17 protein-coding genes are annotated in these 17,546 nt (G+C 58.8%); all 17 read left to right on the top strand.

Annotation, left to right across the window (positions count from 1 at the left end):
* Positions 1 to 178 precede the first annotated feature (178 nt).
* The 17 genes from P0111_06480 to P0111_06560 all read left to right on the top strand — a co-directional run bounded on the left by P0111_06480 (position 179) and on the right by P0111_06560 (position 17,401).
* The gene (locus P0111_06480; GenBank protein MDF0643659.1) at positions 179 to 2,479 is read left to right on the top strand and encodes a hypothetical protein; all 2,301 of its coding nucleotides are present in this window, start codon (positions 179 to 181) and stop codon (positions 2,477 to 2,479) included.
* A complete protein-coding gene (locus P0111_06485) occupies positions 2,476 to 2,982 on the top strand; it encodes a type II secretion system protein (GenBank protein ID MDF0643660.1) in 507 nt (168 codons plus the stop codon). The genes P0111_06480 and P0111_06485 overlap by 4 nt, the downstream gene beginning before the upstream one ends.
* Positions 2,957 to 3,358: a prepilin-type N-terminal cleavage/methylation domain-containing protein gene (locus tag P0111_06490; protein MDF0643661.1), complete on the top strand. Its 402-nt coding sequence runs from the start codon at positions 2,957 to 2,959 to the stop codon at positions 3,356 to 3,358. The genes P0111_06485 and P0111_06490 overlap by 26 nt, the downstream gene beginning before the upstream one ends.
* 4 nt (positions 3,359 to 3,362) lie before the next feature.
* Positions 3,363 to 4,154 (top strand): LysM peptidoglycan-binding domain-containing protein, encoded by a 792-nt coding sequence (locus tag P0111_06495; protein ID MDF0643662.1) that lies wholly within the window; start codon positions 3,363 to 3,365, stop codon positions 4,152 to 4,154.
* Between the two features lie 36 nt (positions 4,155 to 4,190).
* The gene (locus P0111_06500; GenBank protein ID MDF0643663.1) at positions 4,191 to 5,402 is read left to right on the top strand and encodes a type II secretion system F family protein; all 1,212 of its coding nucleotides are present in this window, start codon (positions 4,191 to 4,193) and stop codon (positions 5,400 to 5,402) included.
* Positions 5,403 to 5,434: 32 nt separating this feature from the next.
* The gene (locus P0111_06505) at positions 5,435 to 7,183 is read left to right on the top strand and encodes an ATPase, T2SS/T4P/T4SS family (protein ID MDF0643664.1); all 1,749 of its coding nucleotides are present in this window, start codon (positions 5,435 to 5,437) and stop codon (positions 7,181 to 7,183) included.
* A gap of 1 nt (position 7,184) precedes the next feature.
* Positions 7,185 to 8,180, top strand: a complete 996-nt coding sequence (locus P0111_06510; protein ID MDF0643665.1) for a hypothetical protein — start codon at positions 7,185 to 7,187, stop codon at positions 8,178 to 8,180.
* Between the two features lie 3 nt (positions 8,181 to 8,183).
* Positions 8,184 to 8,816 carry a PilN domain-containing protein gene (locus tag P0111_06515; protein ID MDF0643666.1) on the top strand — a complete coding sequence of 211 codons (633 nt, stop codon included), beginning with the start codon at positions 8,184 to 8,186 and terminating at the stop codon, positions 8,814 to 8,816.
* Entirely contained in the window at positions 8,813 to 9,373 is a 561-nt protein-coding gene (pilO, locus tag P0111_06520; GenBank protein MDF0643667.1) for a type 4a pilus biogenesis protein PilO, read from the top strand. The genes P0111_06515 and pilO overlap by 4 nt, the downstream gene beginning before the upstream one ends.
* Positions 9,374 to 9,382: 9 nt before the next feature.
* On the top strand, positions 9,383 to 9,952 hold the full coding sequence (locus tag P0111_06525) for a hypothetical protein (protein MDF0643668.1): 570 nt from the start codon (positions 9,383 to 9,385) through the stop codon (positions 9,950 to 9,952).
* 8 nt (positions 9,953 to 9,960) lie between these two features.
* Entirely contained in the window at positions 9,961 to 10,575 is a 615-nt protein-coding gene (locus P0111_06530) for a type II secretion system protein (GenBank protein MDF0643669.1), read from the top strand.
* 135 nt (positions 10,576 to 10,710) lie between these two features.
* Complete coding sequence (locus P0111_06535) at positions 10,711 to 12,042, top strand: glutamate-5-semialdehyde dehydrogenase (GenBank protein ID MDF0643670.1); 1,332 nt, start codon at positions 10,711 to 10,713, stop codon at positions 12,040 to 12,042.
* A gap of 208 nt (positions 12,043 to 12,250) precedes the next feature.
* On the top strand, positions 12,251 to 14,032 hold the full coding sequence (locus P0111_06540) for a hypothetical protein (GenBank protein MDF0643671.1): 1,782 nt from the start codon (positions 12,251 to 12,253) through the stop codon (positions 14,030 to 14,032).
* Between the two features lie 77 nt (positions 14,033 to 14,109).
* A complete protein-coding gene (locus tag P0111_06545) occupies positions 14,110 to 14,244 on the top strand; it encodes a hypothetical protein (GenBank protein MDF0643672.1) in 135 nt (44 codons plus the stop codon).
* Positions 14,245 to 14,426: 182 nt separating this feature from the next.
* Positions 14,427 to 14,984 carry a bifunctional pyr operon transcriptional regulator/uracil phosphoribosyltransferase PyrR gene (pyrR, locus tag P0111_06550; protein ID MDF0643673.1) on the top strand — a complete coding sequence of 186 codons (558 nt, stop codon included), beginning with the start codon at positions 14,427 to 14,429 and terminating at the stop codon, positions 14,982 to 14,984.
* Positions 14,985 to 15,067: 83 nt separating this feature from the next.
* Positions 15,068 to 15,988 carry an aspartate carbamoyltransferase catalytic subunit gene (locus P0111_06555; GenBank protein ID MDF0643674.1) on the top strand — a complete coding sequence of 307 codons (921 nt, stop codon included), beginning with the start codon at positions 15,068 to 15,070 and terminating at the stop codon, positions 15,986 to 15,988.
* A gap of 117 nt (positions 15,989 to 16,105) precedes the next feature.
* Positions 16,106 to 17,401 carry a dihydroorotase gene (locus P0111_06560; GenBank protein ID MDF0643675.1) on the top strand — a complete coding sequence of 432 codons (1,296 nt, stop codon included), beginning with the start codon at positions 16,106 to 16,108 and terminating at the stop codon, positions 17,399 to 17,401.
* The last annotated feature ends 145 nt before the right edge of the window (positions 17,402 to 17,546 follow it).

Raw genomic sequence — 17,546 nt, forward strand, 5'->3', positions numbered from 1 at the left:
GGAATGTCTCCTTTTACTCCACAATATATTGGAGTTGGGATAGACTCCGACTGGCGTCGGCATTCCTAATTATTCACAAAGATTTGTCTCCTCTTTGGTTCCTTCAAAAGCCATGAAGAGATCCCTATTCAGAACCTTGTCCCGGGCACTTCCACTCGAGAGGATTGTCACATCCGTTGTGCTGGTGTCATTGGCAGGGTGCGCCTACTTCACGTCGTCGGATCTCAAGCGTGGCGACCAGCTGCTTGCTGCGGGACAGTGGGAGGAGGCGAGCCTGGCCTATCGACAGGCTCTCAAGGACGATCCCTTTAATCCGAGTCTTTTGGAAAAGTACACAATGGCGCGAAACCGCGCGGCCGCTCAATATGGGGACAAGGGACGCGCCTATCTGAAGGAGCATCAGTTCGATTCAGCGGTCGAACAGTTCAAGCGGGCGTTGACCATCGAGCCGACGAATGTCGAGCATCAATCGGGGTTTGCTGAAGCCAATCGGCTCAAAGAGTCCAGGCAGCAATATAAGGAAGCGGACCGTCTCGCCCAGCTCGGTCGGACCGACGAGGCGATGGAAGGCTACTCCAAGGCCGCCGAGCTCGACCCCTCTTTTGCCGATCCACTCGAAAGCATCGCGAAACTCACGGAAGAGCAGCAGGCGATGACCCGGGATGACCGCCGCAAGCAGCCCGTTACGCTTCGCTTTCGCAACGCCGGTCTGAAGGAGGTATTGGAGGGGATCGGCAAAGCGGGTGGGATGAATCTTATCTTCGACAAGGACGTCCGCAATGACCCCGTGAGTATCGCGATCCAAGACACTCCGTTCGATGAGGCCATGAACCTGATTCTAAACAGCAACAGTCTGTTCTCGCGGGTGGTGTCGCCGGGAGTCATGATCATCAGCCCGAACACCAGGCAGAAGCAGGAGCAGTATCAGGATCTCATGGTGCGCACGTTTTACCTGTCGGCTGCGAAGGCCAAGGATATGGTGATCCTGCTGAAGAGCATGCTGGATTCCAAGCGGATGCATGCCAACGAGCAATTGAACACCATCGTCATACGGGATCAGCCGGAAAAGATCGAGATGGCCGAGAAGATCATCATGGCCAACGATCGTCTGGATTCCGAAGTGCTATTCGAAGTCGAGGTGCTGGAGGTCGATCGAACGGTAGACCAGACGTATGGCCTGACGTATCCCAAGAATGCAGCGGCGGCCATGGTACCGCCGGGATTCGCCGGGATCATCGCTGGCGATGTGGCTCAGCAGTTTACGCTGCAGCAATTGACGAGTCTCGGGAAAGGAAATTACCTCTTCAAGCTGCCCACGAATGTTCAGCTGGATTTCTTCAAGCAGGTGACGGACGCCAAAACACTCGCCTCTCCTAAAGTTCGCGTCGTCAATAACAAGAAGGCCGAAATCAATATCGGCGACAAGCAGCCGATTCTTCTCTCCACGACCAATGTTTTGCCCGGTCAGGCCTCGACCGGAGCCGTGCCGACTACGTCGACGGTGACCTCGATCGAGTTCCGAGATACTGGTGTGAAGTTGACCGTCGAGCCGGCGATTCATCTCGCCAGTGAACTCTCGTTGAAGATGAAAATCGAGGTGGTCAGATTAGGAGAGCAGGTGGTGCTGCAGGCGAATCCTCCGATCACCCAATTCAAATTCGGGAATCGGTCGGCGGAAACGATGCTCAGTGTCAAGGACGGAGAAACCATCGTCCTGGGTGGCTTGCTTCAAGAGGAGGATCGCCGTACGAAGGTGACGGTCCCCTGGCTGGGAGACCTTCCGTTTATCGGCAATCTCATCAGTTCGTTCAAGACGCAGCGAGTGACCACGGAAGTGATTCTAACCTTGACGCCGCATATCGTGCAATCGATGACGCCGCCTGGTCCGAGCAAGCAGACCTTTTGGTCCGGGACCGACTCCACCTATGCGAAGAACCCGTTGTTCACCCCCCAGGGCAAAACGATTTCCGGATCCAGGCTGTTGCACTCCGGTGTGACGGGTGCGCAGTTCGGCGGGATTGCAAAGACGGGCGGGTCTGGCAAGCCCGCGGTCGCTTCACTAGCCCGCATGGCCACCGTCGGTCAGATCGTATCGATCAGGCCTGAAACCTCCATCGTATCGGTGGGAAAGGAATTCAAGCTGGCATTCAACGATGGACGGCTTCGACCCACTGCGGAAGGCTTGTTTGAGCTTCGGTTTGATCGGAAGATCTTGCAGCTTAAGTCGCTGATCCACGGCAAAGTGGTCTCGGTCGAGCGGGGAACATCGGATTCGGCATCTGGTTCGGAGGGCGACGGCCTCGTTGAGTTTACGATTTCTCCCAGCGCGCCGCGGGCCTCCGACGGTGGACGAACCGTGACTGCGACGTTTGTGGCGAAGGCACCCGGAGTGGCTCCTGTGAGCGTGTCGCTCAAGGACACACCCGGCGATTCCTCACCACCGTCTTTCGACGGAAGGGCGGTCGTGAGGGTGCGGTGAGGCAGTCCGGCGTCACGCTTCTGGAATTGATGGTGACGTTGACGATCGTGATGATCCTGGCTTCAGTGGCGCTTCCATTGAGCCGCCTTTCGACTAAGCGAGCGCACGAAGTGGAATTGCGGCAGCATCTACGGGTCGTGCGGGCGGCTATCGATACGTTCAAGCTGGAATGGAATCGCGACGGTGACGTGTTGGTCGGCCCTGTGTGTCTGAAGAACAAACTGACCTGCAAGGACGTCAGCAGCCTCTATGGGTACCCAAAATCACTGAACGTCTTGCTGGGGGTGACTCTCACGGGAGAGGAAGCGACCATTCGAGGGACGACGGTCCGGCGTTACTTGCGGGCTCTTCCTATCGATCCGTTGACGGGTAAGGCAGATTGGCAGTTCCGATGCTACAAGGATGCGCCTGAGGCATCAAGTTGGTGTGGAGAAGACATCTACGATCTGATGACAAAAAGCGATGATGTCGCGCTTGATGGAACCAAATATCGCGACTGGTAGCCGTGTGGTGTCGATCCCGAACGGCTTTACGTTGATCGAGTTGTTGATTGTCGTTTCGATCGTCGGAATCCTGTCGACCATGGCGATACCGACATACCAGGCCTCTTTGGTCAAGGCCAGGGAGGCCGCATTGCGCCAAGATCTCTTCACGTTGCGAGACGTCCTCGATCAACATCGGGCGGATCAGGGCAAGTTCCCCACTTCCCTGCAAGTCTTGGTAGCCACTGGGTACCTGCGTGCTGTTCCCAAGGACCCATTTACCGGTTCCGAGACCACCTGGCAGGAGATTACCGGGGGTACCGAGGAAGGTGTCATTGACGTTTTCTCTGGATCTGAGTTCGTGGGAACCAACGGAGTCCCCTACAATCGATGGTAGCGCCATGATGCTCGTCAGCCATGAGACCTGTGGGTATATGGGCATGATGCGGTTCTCCGTCGGCCTCGTCCTGACTCTCGCGGTGTTATCGAATGCCGCCTGTGGAGAACTTGAACCCATGGCCGAACCGGAAGTGGTCGATCTCCAACTTACCATCGACACACTCAAGACTCAGATCAGAGATACACAACGTATGATTACGGAGTTGCGGACCGAGTTGGAAGTCCGCCGACAGGAGCTGGCGGATGCGCAGGTGGCCCGTGCTCAACTCGAGGGTCGAGTCCGGGAAGCGGAGCGCCGTGTGGCCGAGGCCAAGCAGGTGATCGAACTGCAGCGCGAGGAACTGGTGGCGGCGCGAGCTGAACGGGAGCGGCTGTCTCGCAGCAGCCTCCAATTGCACGGCCAACTGAAGCGGCTGCAAAAACATCTGTCCAAGTCAGGTCTTTCCAAAGATGGAGTTCAGGATATCGCGCCGGCGCTCCGAGAAGGATCCGATCGCAAGGGGCAGAAAGCGGCAATAATCGCCACACCTGCCGTGTTGATGCGTACGCTGTCGGATCCTGACAACATGGCAGGGAATCTCTCCAATCAAGAAGAGACCTCACCAGGGACAGTTTTCGTGAAGCCTGGAGACACGTTGTGGGGCCTTGCCAGGACACATCACGTCTCGCTGCGTCAGCTGCGTGCAATCAACCAGCTTTCGGGCAATACCATCGAGATCGGTCAGGTGCTCCGAATCCCGGGAGGTTACACCAGGCGAGCGGCTATCTCAGGCGCTATGGAGTCGATTCCCTAAGGCGTTCGAGCCTCAACCTACTCTGCGAATCGAGTCATGCCCGTCTTCTCGTACAGAGTCGCTCGCCCAGATGGATCGACCCTAGACGGCCAGGTCGAGGGCGAGGAGGAGTCACTCGTCCGCGCCAGGCTTGAAGGGCAGGGGTATCTCGTTTTCAAACTCCAACGCCACGGCGAGGCAATCGGTGCCTCCACACTTAGCCTTCTGGCGTTCCGACGGCTGCCGCTCGGGGAGTTTCTGATTTTCAATAAAGAGTTGCTGGCCTTGATGAAAGCGGGACTGCCTGTGCTTCGGGTGTGGGATCTCTTGATCGAACGGGCCCGTCACGCAGGGTTTCAACAGGTTCTCCGGATGGTGCGTCAAGACGTTCGCGGCGGGGCCTCCGTTTCAGAAGCACTCGCCAAACATCCCGCCTATTTTTCCGAGCTCTACATCGCCACCTTCAAAGCCGGCGAGCACTCGGGAAATGTGGGAGATGTGTTGCAGCGATTCATCACCTACTTGAAACTGATGATCGAGCTTCGCCAGAAGGTCGCAAAAGCCCTGGCCTATCCTGGATTTCTGATTCTGGTCGGTGTGGGCGTCATCGGATTTCTGTTGGCCTACGTCATGCCCACATTCATTTCTGTCTACAGCGAATCGGCGAAGACATTGCCAGCTGCGACGCAGGCGTTGATCGATCTCGTCACCGCGGCGCAGGCCTATCTGATTCCGATGACCGTATCGCTGGCAACCGTTCTGCTGGTGGGGCGGGCGTATTATGCGACGCCGACAGGACATCTTACGGCTGATCGCATGCTGTTGCGGGTTCCGCTGCTTGGGCAGATTTTCGTGAAGCACCATACGATTCAGTTGGCTACAACGTTGGGGACCATCCTTGCCGCGGGAACTCCCCTCGTCGACGCCTTACACATCACCAAGGGAGCGGTTTCGAATCGGTACATTGCCGAGGGAGTCGCGGGGGCCGTGGATGACATTCGCGAGGGCACCACACTGGCCGCTGCGTTGGGTCGACCGGGTGTGTTTCCCAAACTCGCCATCGAGATGCTCTCAGTCGGGGAAGAAACAGGAGCCCTGGAAACGATGCTTCACGACGTCGCCGAGTTTTACGAAGGAGATCTCGATCTTCGATTGACCCAGCTGACGACATGGATCGAACCGGTGCTCTTATTGGTGATGGGAGTGCTGGTCGGCGGAATCGTGATCGTCATGTATCTGCCCGTGTTCCAGATGGCCGGGACAGTGTGAATGGGAGCATCGTTCACAGCGAGGGGAGCCGGATGAGCCGCAGACAGGGAATGACGACCAAGCCCGGCGGGAGACCGACACTGGCCGACGTGCTCGTCAACCAGGGATTGCTGCCTCGACAGACTGTGGAGCAGACGCTCGATCGCTTACGCGGAGCGTCGGCCGGTCTTGGACCAACTCTGGTGAGTGAAGGGGCCCTGTCCGAAGAGCAGTTGGCACGGGCGCTGGCGGTTCAGTTTGGGATCCCATTCGATCCCCTCACGGACTTCCGGGTGGACCAATCGTTTTACGATTCCATGTCGGTCAAGCTGATGCAGCGTCACCCGTTCGTTCCGATCGCCGAACAGGGCGGCCGGCTCACCGTCGCCATTCCCGACCCGCACAACCTCCTAGCGCTCGATGAACTGGAATTGCTGCTCGGCCGAGAATTGGAACTCGTGGTCAGCCCGCGCAGTGCCATCCTTGTGGCCCTGGACCGAAGCGAAGGCTCGAGCCAGGCGCTCCGCGAACTGGAAGCGGAATACCGTTCCGTCCTCGTAAAAGAAGATGAGCGGGGAGATGAGATTCTCAGGATTGACGAGGGCGGAGCGGACCAAAGTCCGACGGTCAAGCTGCTCGATTCCATCATGTTGAGCGCGATGCAGCGTCGCGCGAGCGACATCCATATCGAAGCTGCCGATCGGGCCACGAAGGTCAAGTTTCGGGTTGACGGGATCCTTGTGCCGGCCATGGAGCCGCTCGACATTCGGTTACATGCGCCGCTCGTCTCCCGGATCAAGGTCATGTCAGATCTCGATATCGCGGAACGACGCGTGCCGCAGGACGGCAGTTTTCGGATGAGACTGGAGCGGAAGACCGTGGATTTTCGTGTCTCGATCCTTCCGAGCGTCTTCGGAGAATCGGTGGTCATTCGTATTCTGGATCGGGAAGCGATCACGACAGGAGTGTCTGCGCTGCGGTTGGACCGGTTGGGGTTCAACGAGGAAGACCTTAGACGCTTCCGGCGGGCCATTACGAGGCCGTATGGCATGGTGCTTGTGACCGGTCCGACCGGAAGCGGAAAGACGACGACGCTCTACGCTGCGATCACCGAAATGAACGTGAAAGAGGACAAGCTCATCACCATCGAAGATCCCGTCGAATATCAGCTGTCCGGTGTCGTGCAGATCCCGGTCAATGAGAAAAAGGGGCTGACCTTCGCCCGCGGATTACGGTCGATCCTGCGACACGATCCCGACAAGATCATGGTCGGTGAGATTCGCGATGCCGAAACGGCGCAGATCGCCATTCAGTCGGCGCTGACCGGGCATCTCGTCCTGACCACCGTCCATGCCAATAACGTTTTCGACGTGATCGGCCGCTTTGCATCCATGGGCATCGATTCGTACAACTTGTTGGCGGCGCTCAATTGTGTGTTGGCTCAGCGGCTCATCCGTATCGTCTGTCCGGCCTGTCGGGTGGCGGTCAAGCTCGATCAAGCTCTCGCTCAAGAATCGGGACTCGATTATGAAGAGTATAGAGATCTTCCATTCTACCAGGGCAAAGGATGCCAAGAATGTCTGGGCACTGGTTATCGAGGCAGAAAATGCATCACCGAATTCTTGGACTTGACCGATGAGATCAAGGAAATGATTCTGGCCGAGCGGCCACTGTCCGAGATCCGGTATCGGGCGGTGACATCGGGCATGATTAGCTTGCGGCAGTCAGCCGTGCGAAAGGTGATCGAAGGTTCCACGACGTTACGCGAGATCAATCGCGTCACGTTCAACGAGGAAAGCTGAGATGTTCGGATTCGGCGGCGGGAAACCCCGGTTCTGTCTCAAGGTTGGGAGCCGGGGCTTGGTCTGGGGGGAGCATGTCCGGACGTGGCGGGGCCGGCATCGCTACTGGTGCCAGTCGTCGCCGCTTCCGGCGGACTCGATCAAGCTGTCGCCAATCGAGCCCAATGTCATCAACCGGGTCGCAGTGGAAGAACGGCTTCGTTCCCTCGCGGGCTCCTCCGGGCGGATACGGTTGGCGGAGCGCATCGGAATACCGGAATTGCCTCGGCCGATCACCCTGTTGTTGTCCGACTTGGCGGTCCGTACGATCGTTCTCTCGTTGGATCACGTGCCGTTGCAGAACGAAGAACTAGAGGCCCTCATCCGATGGAGGCTCGGACAGGAACAGCGTCTTCCGCTTTCCGGAACCAAATTGATCTGGCAGGTGTTTCCGGCATCCGTGGCCGGCGACGATTCCCATTTGGTCTTGGCCGTCGTCATCCAGGAGGGCATCTTGCATCAATACGAAACGGTGTGCGAGGCCGTCGGTTTTGTTCCGCAGGAAGTGGGTGTGACGAGTTTCAGCTCGTTCAACCTCTGGTTGAGAGCCGCCGGCGGCTACCGCGGATTGGACCATGATCTGGCATGGGTCACGGTGATGGACGGGGCGCTGACCTGCTTCATCTTTCACCAGAAGCGACCAGTGTTCGTCCGGACAAAACTCCTTCCCGAAGAGCAGGTGCATTCGGCTCAGGAGGGGGGCGATATCGAAGACAGAGTGGTGCGGGAGATCTCGGCGTCGTTTCTAGCCTGCCGGGAGCAATATCCGCACGTGCAGGCGAAGGAAATTATCCTCATGACAGCGGATTCGAGCCAGCATTGGGAATCGATGCTGAGCCGCGAACTCGGTGTGTCCGTGGAATGTCTGACCTGGAACCATATCGATGTGCTGGGATGGAAGGCCTGCAGCGGCGGCACGTCGTTAGCTGCCCTGCCGGTGGTGGCGGGGATGATCTGAGCGATGAACATTCAAAAGCTCTCGTCGGCTATGTCACTCGGCAGGATTCCACTGTCTGGACCGGGAGATGCGCGATATTTTCATCTCAACCTCGCCAGCCGGTACCGATGGTATGTCAAACCGGTACGGGCCGGGCTTGCCGCACTCTGTCTCCTGGCCTGTGTGTGGATCGCATGGACCGTCACGCTCGCGGTGAACCACGGCGCAGAACTGTACGAGATGCAGACCCGTCTCGATCAAGTCCGGGAGCAGGATCGCCGGCTCATGGCCGGTGCTCAACAGGAAGGGATCGATCTGTCGGCCCCAACCCTGCAAGCCTTGCCGTCGGAGGTGAGTTTGGCCAATGAATTGCTGGCGAAACACAGCTTTTCCTGGACCCGGTTCCTGTCCGGTCTGGAGGAGGCGATTCCTCAGCGCATCTCGATCAAGAGCCTTCGACTCGATTCGGTGGGAGGGATGATTCATCTGACAGGTGCGGCCATCACGGTCGAGGACATCACAGCCTTGACCGTGAAACTCCAGGACCATCCTGTCTTTCGGGATCCCGTCCTCGGGCAGCATCATACTGGAGGGGACGGACTGGTCGAGTTCGACCTTTCAGTGAAGTACAACCTGGAGAGGACATCCGGGACATGAATCGATTGATCGGGGCGCTCAAGAGTCCCTATGGGCCGTTGGTGCCAAGGGTGGGACTCTCAGTGCTGCTGTTCGGGATTCTCTGGCTGACCAGATCTTTCGGAGTCGGATCGACGGACATGCAGCTGGCCAAGCTCGAACAGGAGTGGTTGCAGGCTCGCAGAGTCCATCAGTTTCACCTGGAGGCACGGCAGGCGAAGAAGGACGTGGGTCAGGTATGGGCGGCCCTTCCGGACGAACGTGATTTCGCTCCCTTGGCGCTGGGTATTACGGACGAGGCCAGGCAAAACCACGTAGCCTTGCCGGCTCTATCCTACAAGACGGAGTCCACGGCCGTCCCTCATATTACCCGCGGGATTCTCCAAGGGACGATGACCGGGAAGTATGAGGATCTCAGACGATTTCTCTTCGACCTCGAGACCGCCGAAGAGCTGGTCTATATCGAAGATGTGGATTTGGTACGTGCGCCGGAGCGTCAGGATCAGTCACTGACGTTTAACATCAAGATTGCGACCTATCTCAAAGCCGGTGAGACCTTGGCTGGAGCTGCCCAGTAAAGGGGGTCGATGAACGGCGGGTACCAAAAGGCGGGTGTACTGGCGATTCTCCTCGCGATCTGGGGAGGAGCCGGAATGTGGCTGTGGTCGACGGCGGGAGAACCGGCTCGTGTTCCCCTCACCAACGTGTCGGGTCACCGGCCCATTCAGCAAGGACGAAAAGGTCCCGGCGGCGGCCTGCACGTGCAACTTGATCTCCTGACATCCTCACGGGATCAGCGAGGCCTCTCTTTCGTCATGCCCAGGAACATTTTCTCTTTGCCGGAGACGGCTGAGGCGGCGGGGTCTGCCTCGGACGCTGCTCCGGACATAGCGCAACAGCAACAAGCGATCCTGACGGAATTGGCACAATTTCATTACTTGGGCTTCGTGCGGAAAGAGGGAAGTGATCGGGCGATACAACATGAGCTGGCCGTCCTGACGAAGAACGATGAGCTGCACGTCGTCCGCAAGGGCGAGACCGTTGAAAACCACGTGGTCGTGAAAGCGATTACACCGGACAGCGTCACGTTGGAAGATGAGAAATCTCACCTTGAATATGCGGTTCCGCTGTCAGAAGAACCGGCCACTCAACCCTAGAGCGTGTCATGGCGAGGCTTTCCGGCAACGAGCGCGGCATCACCTATCTGTTTCTCATGTTTGTGATCGTCCTGATCGGCATCGCGACGACCACCGCCGCCAAGCAGTGGAAAGGCATGATTCAGCGGGAAGAGGAAGCGGATTTGCTCACCAAGGGTATCGAGATCCAGAATGCCCTCGCACTGTATTCTTCCACGATGAAGGCTGGTCGCGTCACGCAGGGAGAAGTGTACCCTCAATCCTTGGCCGAATTGACGAGATTGCCTAAGCCGCTTCTGCGCAAACCCTATCGCGATCCCATGAATCATGGGGAGTGGGAGTATCTCAAGGGACCCTCCGGCGGCATCATGGGAGTCCGAAGCAGAAGCGTCGCGGAGCCAATCAGGAAACATGAGTTTCCCTTGCCTGTCCGCCACTTCGAAGGCAAAAAGAGCTATCGAGACTGGATTTTCCAGTTTCCCAATCCGTCCATGCCCAGCGCCTTCCTCCCTACCGCTCCGGTCAATGTACCGCCCCCGCGGGGGATCGACCAGCTTCCCACCGCACTCAATCAGGCGGATTCCCAGCCTTCGGAATCGCCCCAGCCGCCTGGCGACGCCACAATCCCGCCCCCTGCCCCCTAGCCGGACAGACATGAGAGCTGCGAGGTTCTCAGCACGCTGACGCGGGGGGGGTACCCAAGTGCCTTGACCCCTTGGAAACTCCCACGGTATTCTGTTCCTCGCACACGGCGATTTTCAGAAGAAAGCAGGATGGTGATGGCTGACAGTATCCAAGAACGTGCGCTGGCCGTTGGATCCAAGGAGTCGATCGAAGCCTCCGAGGTTCCTGAACAATCCACTCAAGAATATGTACAGGCCCTGGTGCAGCGAGCGCGGCAAGCTTCGGGACAACTCGCGACCCTTTCGACATCGGTGAAGAATCGGGCATTGCTGGCCATGGCCGATGCCATAGAAGAGCAATCCGGGTCAATTCTGGCCGCAAATGAGCAGGATCTCGACGCATTTGGCGCAGCGCCCGAGCGAAAGGCGATGGCGGATCGGCTTCGGTTGTCCCCATCACGGATCTCCGAAATGGCCGACGGTATACGGGAGGTGGCAAAGCTCGCCGACCCGCTGGGTGAAATCCCCGAGATGTGGATCCGACCCAACGGAATGCAGGTCGGACGAGTTCGGGTCCCCATCGGCGTCATCGGCATCATTTACGAATCCCGTCCGAATGTCACTGCGGACTCTGCGGCGCTGTGTCTGAAGTCGGGCAATGCCTGCGTTCTACGTGGGGGCAGCGAGGCGATTCACTCCAACACCGCAATCGCAGCCGTGCTGTCGGAGGCGGCTGAAAAATCCGGTGTGCCGGCCGGTGCGATCGGTTTCATCACACGAGCTGAACGCGAGGCGGTTCCCGTCTTCTTGAAGCAGGATCGGTTCATCGATCTGATTATTCCCCGCGGAGGGGAGTCCCTGATGCGAACGGTGGCGGAGCATTCCACCATTCCGGTGCTCAAACACGACGCGGGGGTCTGTCACGTCTACGTGGATGACGATGCGGATGCCGCGATGGCGGATCGGATCGCCTTCAACGCCAAAGTCCAGCGGCCGTCCACGTGCAACGCGATGGAAACCCTGCTGGTCCATCAGGGCATTGCCCGCACCTGGCTTGCCGGGTTTGTCGAGAAGCTCTCGGCGGCGAAAGTCGAAGTGCGCGGTTGCCTAAAGACCTGTCAACTCTCCTCCCTCGCCAAGCCGGCGACCGACGAAGACTACGGAAAAGAGTTTCTCGATCTGACCTTGGCCGTCAAGGTGGTGAAGAACGTCGACGAAGCGTTGGAGCATATCGCCCGCTACGGTTCGCGCCACACCGAAGCCATCGTGACAGGCAACTATCAGAAAGCCATGCGATTCCTCCGGGAAGTCGATGCCAGCGCCGTCCTGGTCAATGCCTCGACCAGATTGAATGACGGGTATCAGTTCGGTCTTGGGGCGGAGATCGGAATCAGCACGTCCCGGATCCACGCGCGGGGGCCGATGGGACTGCAGGAACTGACCTGCTCGAAGTTTGTCGTCTTGGGCAGCGGTCAGATCCGCGAGTGACGGAATGCTGCAAAAGGCTGCCAGCGTCGTTCACGCATCGTTCAGACCCTCAACGTACCGATCGGGCCTGAGCTGTTTTGGCAGCTCGGGGTGGGTGAATGAGAAAGGGCGTGCCTCGCTGCGGCCTTGCTGCACTGCCTTTTTGAGCATTCTGTACAGTCTGTCACTCTTGCCTCCGGTCACAGTGATTCTTTCCGTCAACTGCTAGATGTCTGCCGATCCCGTCCTTGTCGCGCTCAAGACTCCCGGTCATCTTCGATTTCAGGCCAATCATGCTTTCACCGACGACTTTGAACAGGCTGGAGGGTCGGTTGTCCGCGGACCCTCAGAGCATCTTGTCTTCTACCGTCCTGATGGCCGCCGATTTCTCGCGACGGACCCGGCGGGGCATCCTCTCCACGAATGCGAATGGGGTCAGGATGCGCACGGGAGGCCTACGCTCCTGCGCGCCAGAATCCGGCTGGACTGGGGGGCGTGGGTCGGCATCAAGCCCGCTGGGCTGGTAAACGAGATGAGGTTGAACCTCGCCACTAGGTCGGGGTGGCAGCGGCTCACTCCCGATGATCTCCGCGGCATGGCCGTGCAGGCCCTGCAGGTTCCGGTCGAGGAAGTCCGCTGGTTCTATCGAGACGAAGATTTGTCTATAGACAGGACTGGAATTGCCAAGATCCGACATCGGAAGGACGCGTTCTACCTGCTCGAACAGGGGGATTTCTCCGGCGGTCGTTTCATGTCCTGCATGGGCGCCATGAATTGGGCGAATATCGACTTTCTACCGGTGGTTGAGCTCTTCAAGTCGCTGCTGCCCGGCACCGGCTCGGCCGCGTTCGAATTGATCCGCGGGCTCTACGACGATCAGCACCAGTGTCGGTCGGCTCCAACTCCGCTCCGCTATCGGGGGATACCCACCTATCCTTCCGAGGCCGCCTTTCGATTGTTCAGCTCGTATTTCACTCCACAGGTGTCCGGGCACCGCAATGTCCATACCGTGTTCATGGACCAGGCGCACGCCCACGAGGTGCTCTGGTTTCCGTCGCCGTCGCCGCCACTGCGATATTTCGACGCGACCCACGACTGTTGCCTGACCTTCAAAGGGGACCTGCTGCAGAAGGCGGCGCTTGCCGACGATCCCGCCGGATTGCCGTATGTGAACCCGAGCGCAAGCGGGATGAGCCCGTGCGATCGACTCGCCTATGTCGCCGAAGGATGCGTGATCCTCCAGGATCGGCATCGTAAGTCGGTGTTGCGGGTCCCCTTGCCGGAAGGTCACCGAGAGCAACCGGTCGAAACGGCGATCAGTCCGGTTGATTGGAGATCGCTCTTTGTCCCGGCGGTACCCCCGATCACTCCGCACGACGCCTATGGGGCTGTGCTGTTCTACCCCGAAGACGACACGGAGATCGACGAGGCTGCCGCACAACCGTTTGTCGCGGACTACATCCAGGACTCGGCCGAACAGGATCGCGAGATCGGAAGGATCCTCGCTGAAGCCCAGCGCATCCTCATCATCAACGGCGATGCAGTCATCGCCACCTGTGTGCCGTTCGATCGGCCGCGGAACTACACGGTGCGGGTCAGCGTTCCCGCGCTCGCGCAGAAACAGGCGCAACAATTGTGGACGATCTGCGCCGGCTTAACGCGATGGGATTGGCTCGCAGGGATCAAGCTGTGGGTCGCGGGTGGCGACCGGGTCGATCAGCCGGCACCCGGTTCCCATGACCTGGCCTATGTCTGGATTCCTTATGGTCTCGGCAGGGATCGAGACATTCTTGCCGTGTCCGTCGCCGAACTCGGCGCGGCGCTGCGTACTGGAGGACATGCCTTTGTGACGGCTCCCGAGGGCCTCGGGGCGTCCTGGCGTTCATGGGGGTTCAGGCTTGCCTGGCAGGAACCGGTGGAGGCCTTGCCGCCGTTTCGAATGCACCGAAACGTTCTTCCCAAGGCGAAACTCAAGCCGGGTTTGACCCTGTATCATGTCAGCAAGACATGACAGACGACAATGCTTCGTCGAAACTTCCAGGGAACCCTGAGCATGAATGAGGCTCACTCCGGGGTAGCGAAGCATTCATGGCCAATTTTCTGTTGCAGCTCACGAAACCGACGACCATCAGATGCGGGAATCCCATCGGCATCATCGTGCCGGGGCTGTTGCCGAAGCAATGTGCGCTGGAGGTATTGCTGAAGGTATTGAAGGTTCCGTAAGACTATCCATCGGCTTGACAGTGTTCCACGAAGCTCGCTAAGATGCCGTAACCTTTAATGCTCATCCTGCGAGGTGGGCAAGGAGCAGGGTATGAACCAGAGCCCGGCCTGCGCCGGTCGATATCTTGATACCTTCTCGCCACATTCTGGCGGGGAGGTTTTTTTATGCCCGGACGCGGACCATGGCTCACGTGCAGATTGATTACACGCAAGAAAAGCCCGTGATGGATGCCGGTGATATCGGTCGGGCCGTCACACGCATCGCCCACGAGATTCTGGAACGGAACAAGGGCGTCGCCCGGTTGGCCTTGGTCGGGATCCGGACCGGCGGGGTCTATCTCGGTCATCGATTGGTGCGACGGATTCGCGATATTGAAGGCGTGACGGTGCCGATCGGAGAGTTGGACATCACGCTCTACCGCGATGATTTAGCCTTGAGAAAGGAACAGCCGGTTTTGCGCAAGACCTCCGTTCCGTTCGACATCTCGGACAAGATCATTGTGTTGGTCGACGACGTGTTGTTTACCGGACGGACGATACGCGCAGCGATGGACGGACTGATGGATCTGGGGCGGCCGGCGGAAATCCAGCTCGCCGTACTGATCGATCGGGGGCATCGGCAGTTGCCGATCAAGGCGACCTACGTCGGGAAGAATATTCCGACCTCCAGGGATGAAGAGATTCAAGTGCTGCTGGAGGAGGCGGGTGAAGAGGATCGAGTGGTCATCTCGCGAGCCTGAGAATCCGGTACAGGATCGATCGCAGGTGAACAGGTGAAAATGGAATCGTGGGGCTGTGACGCATTCCCGTGGAGGAGGGATGTATGAGCCTGAAGCGCAAGGACTTGCTCAGTTTGGCGCCCTTGTCGGTTGAGGAGATCGCGCTCGTTCTCGACACAGCCGATTCCTTCAAAGAAGTGACTGGACGAGAGATCAAGAAAGTCCCCGCGTTGCGGGGGCGGACCGTCGTCAATCTGTTCTTTGAACCCAGCACGAGAACGAGGACCTCGTTTGAACTGGCGGCGAAACGGCTCAGCGCGGACGTCATCAATTTTTCTCCCTCGTCGAGCAGCGTGGTCAAAGGCGAAACCCTGCTGGATACCGCACGCAACATTGAAGCGATGCAGGCGGACATCATCGTCCTGCGCCATCCGTCCGCAGGCGCGGCAGAAGCGCTCGCGCGTGGGGTGAAATCATCGGTGATCAACGCGGGGGATGGATGGCACGAACATCCGACTCAGGCGTTGCTCGATCTGTACACCATCCGCCAACGGGGACTCTCGTTCGAGGGTCTCAAGGTCGCGATCGTCGGCGATGTGGCCCACAGCCGTGTCGCTCGTTCCAACATCTACGCTCTGTCGAAATTGGGGGCAGAGGTGCGGCTCATTGGCCCGCCGACCATGATGCCCTGGGGTGTGGAGCGGCTGGGAGCGCGGGTCTATTGCAATTTTGACGAAGGGCTCACCGGCGTCCAGGTGATCATGATGTTGAGACTCCAACTGGAGCGACAGGGTCGGGCGCTGTTCCCCACAATCCGTGAATACGCGAGGCTCTACGGTCTGACGGGAGAACGGGTCAAGCTGGCTGATCCGGGCGCGATCGTCATGCATCCCGGTCCGATCAATCGCGGCGTGGAAATTGCGCCGGAGGTCGCCGACAGTCTTTCGTCGGTCATTCTCGATCAAGTGGCGAACGGAGTGGCGGTTCGGATGGGCATCCTCTATCTGATGTCGGGGGCCAACTAACGGATGCGGGAAGGTATTCATCCCGGTGCCGGTTGGACTGAAGCAACCTAGGCGCGGTGAGTCTGTTGCGGACCACCGAGAGTGAATCTTGTCGTGTGGGAGAATGATGAGGCAACCATGGCACTCTTGATCACCGGAGGACACATCATCGATCCTGGACGATTCAACGGCGTCGGCGAGGTCTTGATCGACCAGGGACGTATCGCCGCGGTGGGCTCGACGGTTGAGACACCCTCCCATGCGGCGAGGATTTCCGCGAAAGGACGGCTGGTGGTTCCAGGATTCGTAGACCTTCATGTGCATTTTCGGGAGCCGGGCTTTGAGTACAAGGAAACCATCCAGAGTGGGGCGGCCTCGGCTGTGGCCGGCGGATTCACCACTGTATGCTGCATGCCCAACACCAGTCCGGTCAACGACAACCAAGCCATTACCGAGTTCATCCTCGAGCGAGCGAGAGTGGCCGGTTTGGCGAACGTGCTGCCGATTGGGGCGATCACCAAAGGCTCAGAGGGAAAGGAGCTGGCCGAAATCGGCGATTTGCGGCGCGCAGGCTGTGTGGCGATTTCAGACGACGGGAAACCCGTGATGAACAGCCTGGTCATGCGGCGAGCGATGGAATATGCCTTGGCGTTCGACATTCCGGTGGTGGATCATTGCGAAGATCTCCATCTGGCCGAGGGCGGGTGCATGAACGAAGGGCTGATTTCCACCGAGCTAGGACTGCCCGGCATTCCCTCGGCGGCAGAAGATGTCATGGTCGCCAGGAATGTCGCGTTAGCCGAGTTGACCGGCGCGCGGCTGCATCTGGCTCATATCAGTACGGAAGGATCCGTCCGCATGGTGCGCGAAGCCAAATCGCGCGGGATTCGCGTGACGGCGGAAGCTTGTCCGCATCACTTTACCATCACCGAGGAAGCTGTCCGCGGGTATGATACCTGTGCGAAGATGAATCCTCCCCTGCGAACGTGGAGAGACGTCCAGGCGATCAAACAGGGCTTAGGCGACGGCACGATCGATGTGATCGCGACGGATCATGCCCCGCACGCCACGCAGGAGAAACAGCAGGGGTTCACGGAAGCGCCGTTCGGCATCGTGGGGTTGGAAACCGCATTGTCCTTGACCTTAGCGCTGGTCGATGAGGGGGTCCTGACGCTCGAGGCGGCCGTTGCCAAGCTCAGCACCGCCCCGGCGGCCGCATTTGGCCTCACGAAAGGGTCGCTGGCGGTCGGGGCCGATGCCGATGTGACGATTATTGATTCTCATGCACAGTGGGAAGTGGATCCGACCAAGTTCCGCTCGAAAAGTCGAAATACACCTTTCGCCGACTGGAAGCTGAAGGGGCGCGTGTGGACGACCATCGTGGGGGGCAAGGTCGTGTTCGAGGCGGCGGAGCGATCGAGCGTTGGTGGATGACGGTATGTGCAATGACCAATGATCCAGGCTCTTCAGCGCTGTGCGGCATTGAAGGCCCTCGGTCTCCATACAGTCGGATCGCGCATCAGGCCAAGAGGGGCGGTGGGATGCGCCTCGGCGGGACGTTCAGCAGCCGGTCGGCCCA

The organism is Nitrospira sp., from assembly GCA_029194535.1.
In the GTDB taxonomy this organism is placed as follows: Bacteria; Nitrospirota; Nitrospiria; order Nitrospirales; family Nitrospiraceae; genus Nitrospira_C.

Coding starts and splice junctions, on each gene's coding strand:
- P0111_06525 (MDF0643668.1), top strand. CDS start 9,383: ATGAACGGCGGGTACCAAAAGGCGGGTGTACTGGCGATTCTCCTCGCG.
- P0111_06500 (MDF0643663.1), top strand. CDS start 4,191: ATGCCCGTCTTCTCGTACAGAGTCGCTCGCCCAGATGGATCGACCCTA.
- P0111_06545 (MDF0643672.1), top strand. CDS start 14,110: ATGGCCAATTTTCTGTTGCAGCTCACGAAACCGACGACCATCAGATGC.
- P0111_06560 (MDF0643675.1), top strand. CDS start 16,106: ATGGCACTCTTGATCACCGGAGGACACATCATCGATCCTGGACGATTC.
- P0111_06530 (MDF0643669.1), top strand. CDS start 9,961: ATGGCGAGGCTTTCCGGCAACGAGCGCGGCATCACCTATCTGTTTCTC.
- pyrR (MDF0643673.1), top strand. CDS start 14,427: ATGGCTCACGTGCAGATTGATTACACGCAAGAAAAGCCCGTGATGGAT.
- P0111_06515 (MDF0643666.1), top strand. CDS start 8,184: ATGAACATTCAAAAGCTCTCGTCGGCTATGTCACTCGGCAGGATTCCA.
- P0111_06495 (MDF0643662.1), top strand. CDS start 3,363: ATGATGCTCGTCAGCCATGAGACCTGTGGGTATATGGGCATGATGCGG.
- P0111_06555 (MDF0643674.1), top strand. CDS start 15,068: ATGAGCCTGAAGCGCAAGGACTTGCTCAGTTTGGCGCCCTTGTCGGTT.
- P0111_06505 (MDF0643664.1), top strand. CDS start 5,435: ATGAGCCGCAGACAGGGAATGACGACCAAGCCCGGCGGGAGACCGACA.
- pilO (MDF0643667.1), top strand. CDS start 8,813: ATGAATCGATTGATCGGGGCGCTCAAGAGTCCCTATGGGCCGTTGGTG.
- P0111_06490 (MDF0643661.1), top strand. CDS start 2,957: ATGGAACCAAATATCGCGACTGGTAGCCGTGTGGTGTCGATCCCGAAC.
- P0111_06540 (MDF0643671.1), top strand. CDS start 12,251: ATGTCTGCCGATCCCGTCCTTGTCGCGCTCAAGACTCCCGGTCATCTT.
- P0111_06535 (MDF0643670.1), top strand. CDS start 10,711: ATGGCTGACAGTATCCAAGAACGTGCGCTGGCCGTTGGATCCAAGGAG.
- P0111_06510 (MDF0643665.1), top strand. CDS start 7,185: ATGTTCGGATTCGGCGGCGGGAAACCCCGGTTCTGTCTCAAGGTTGGG.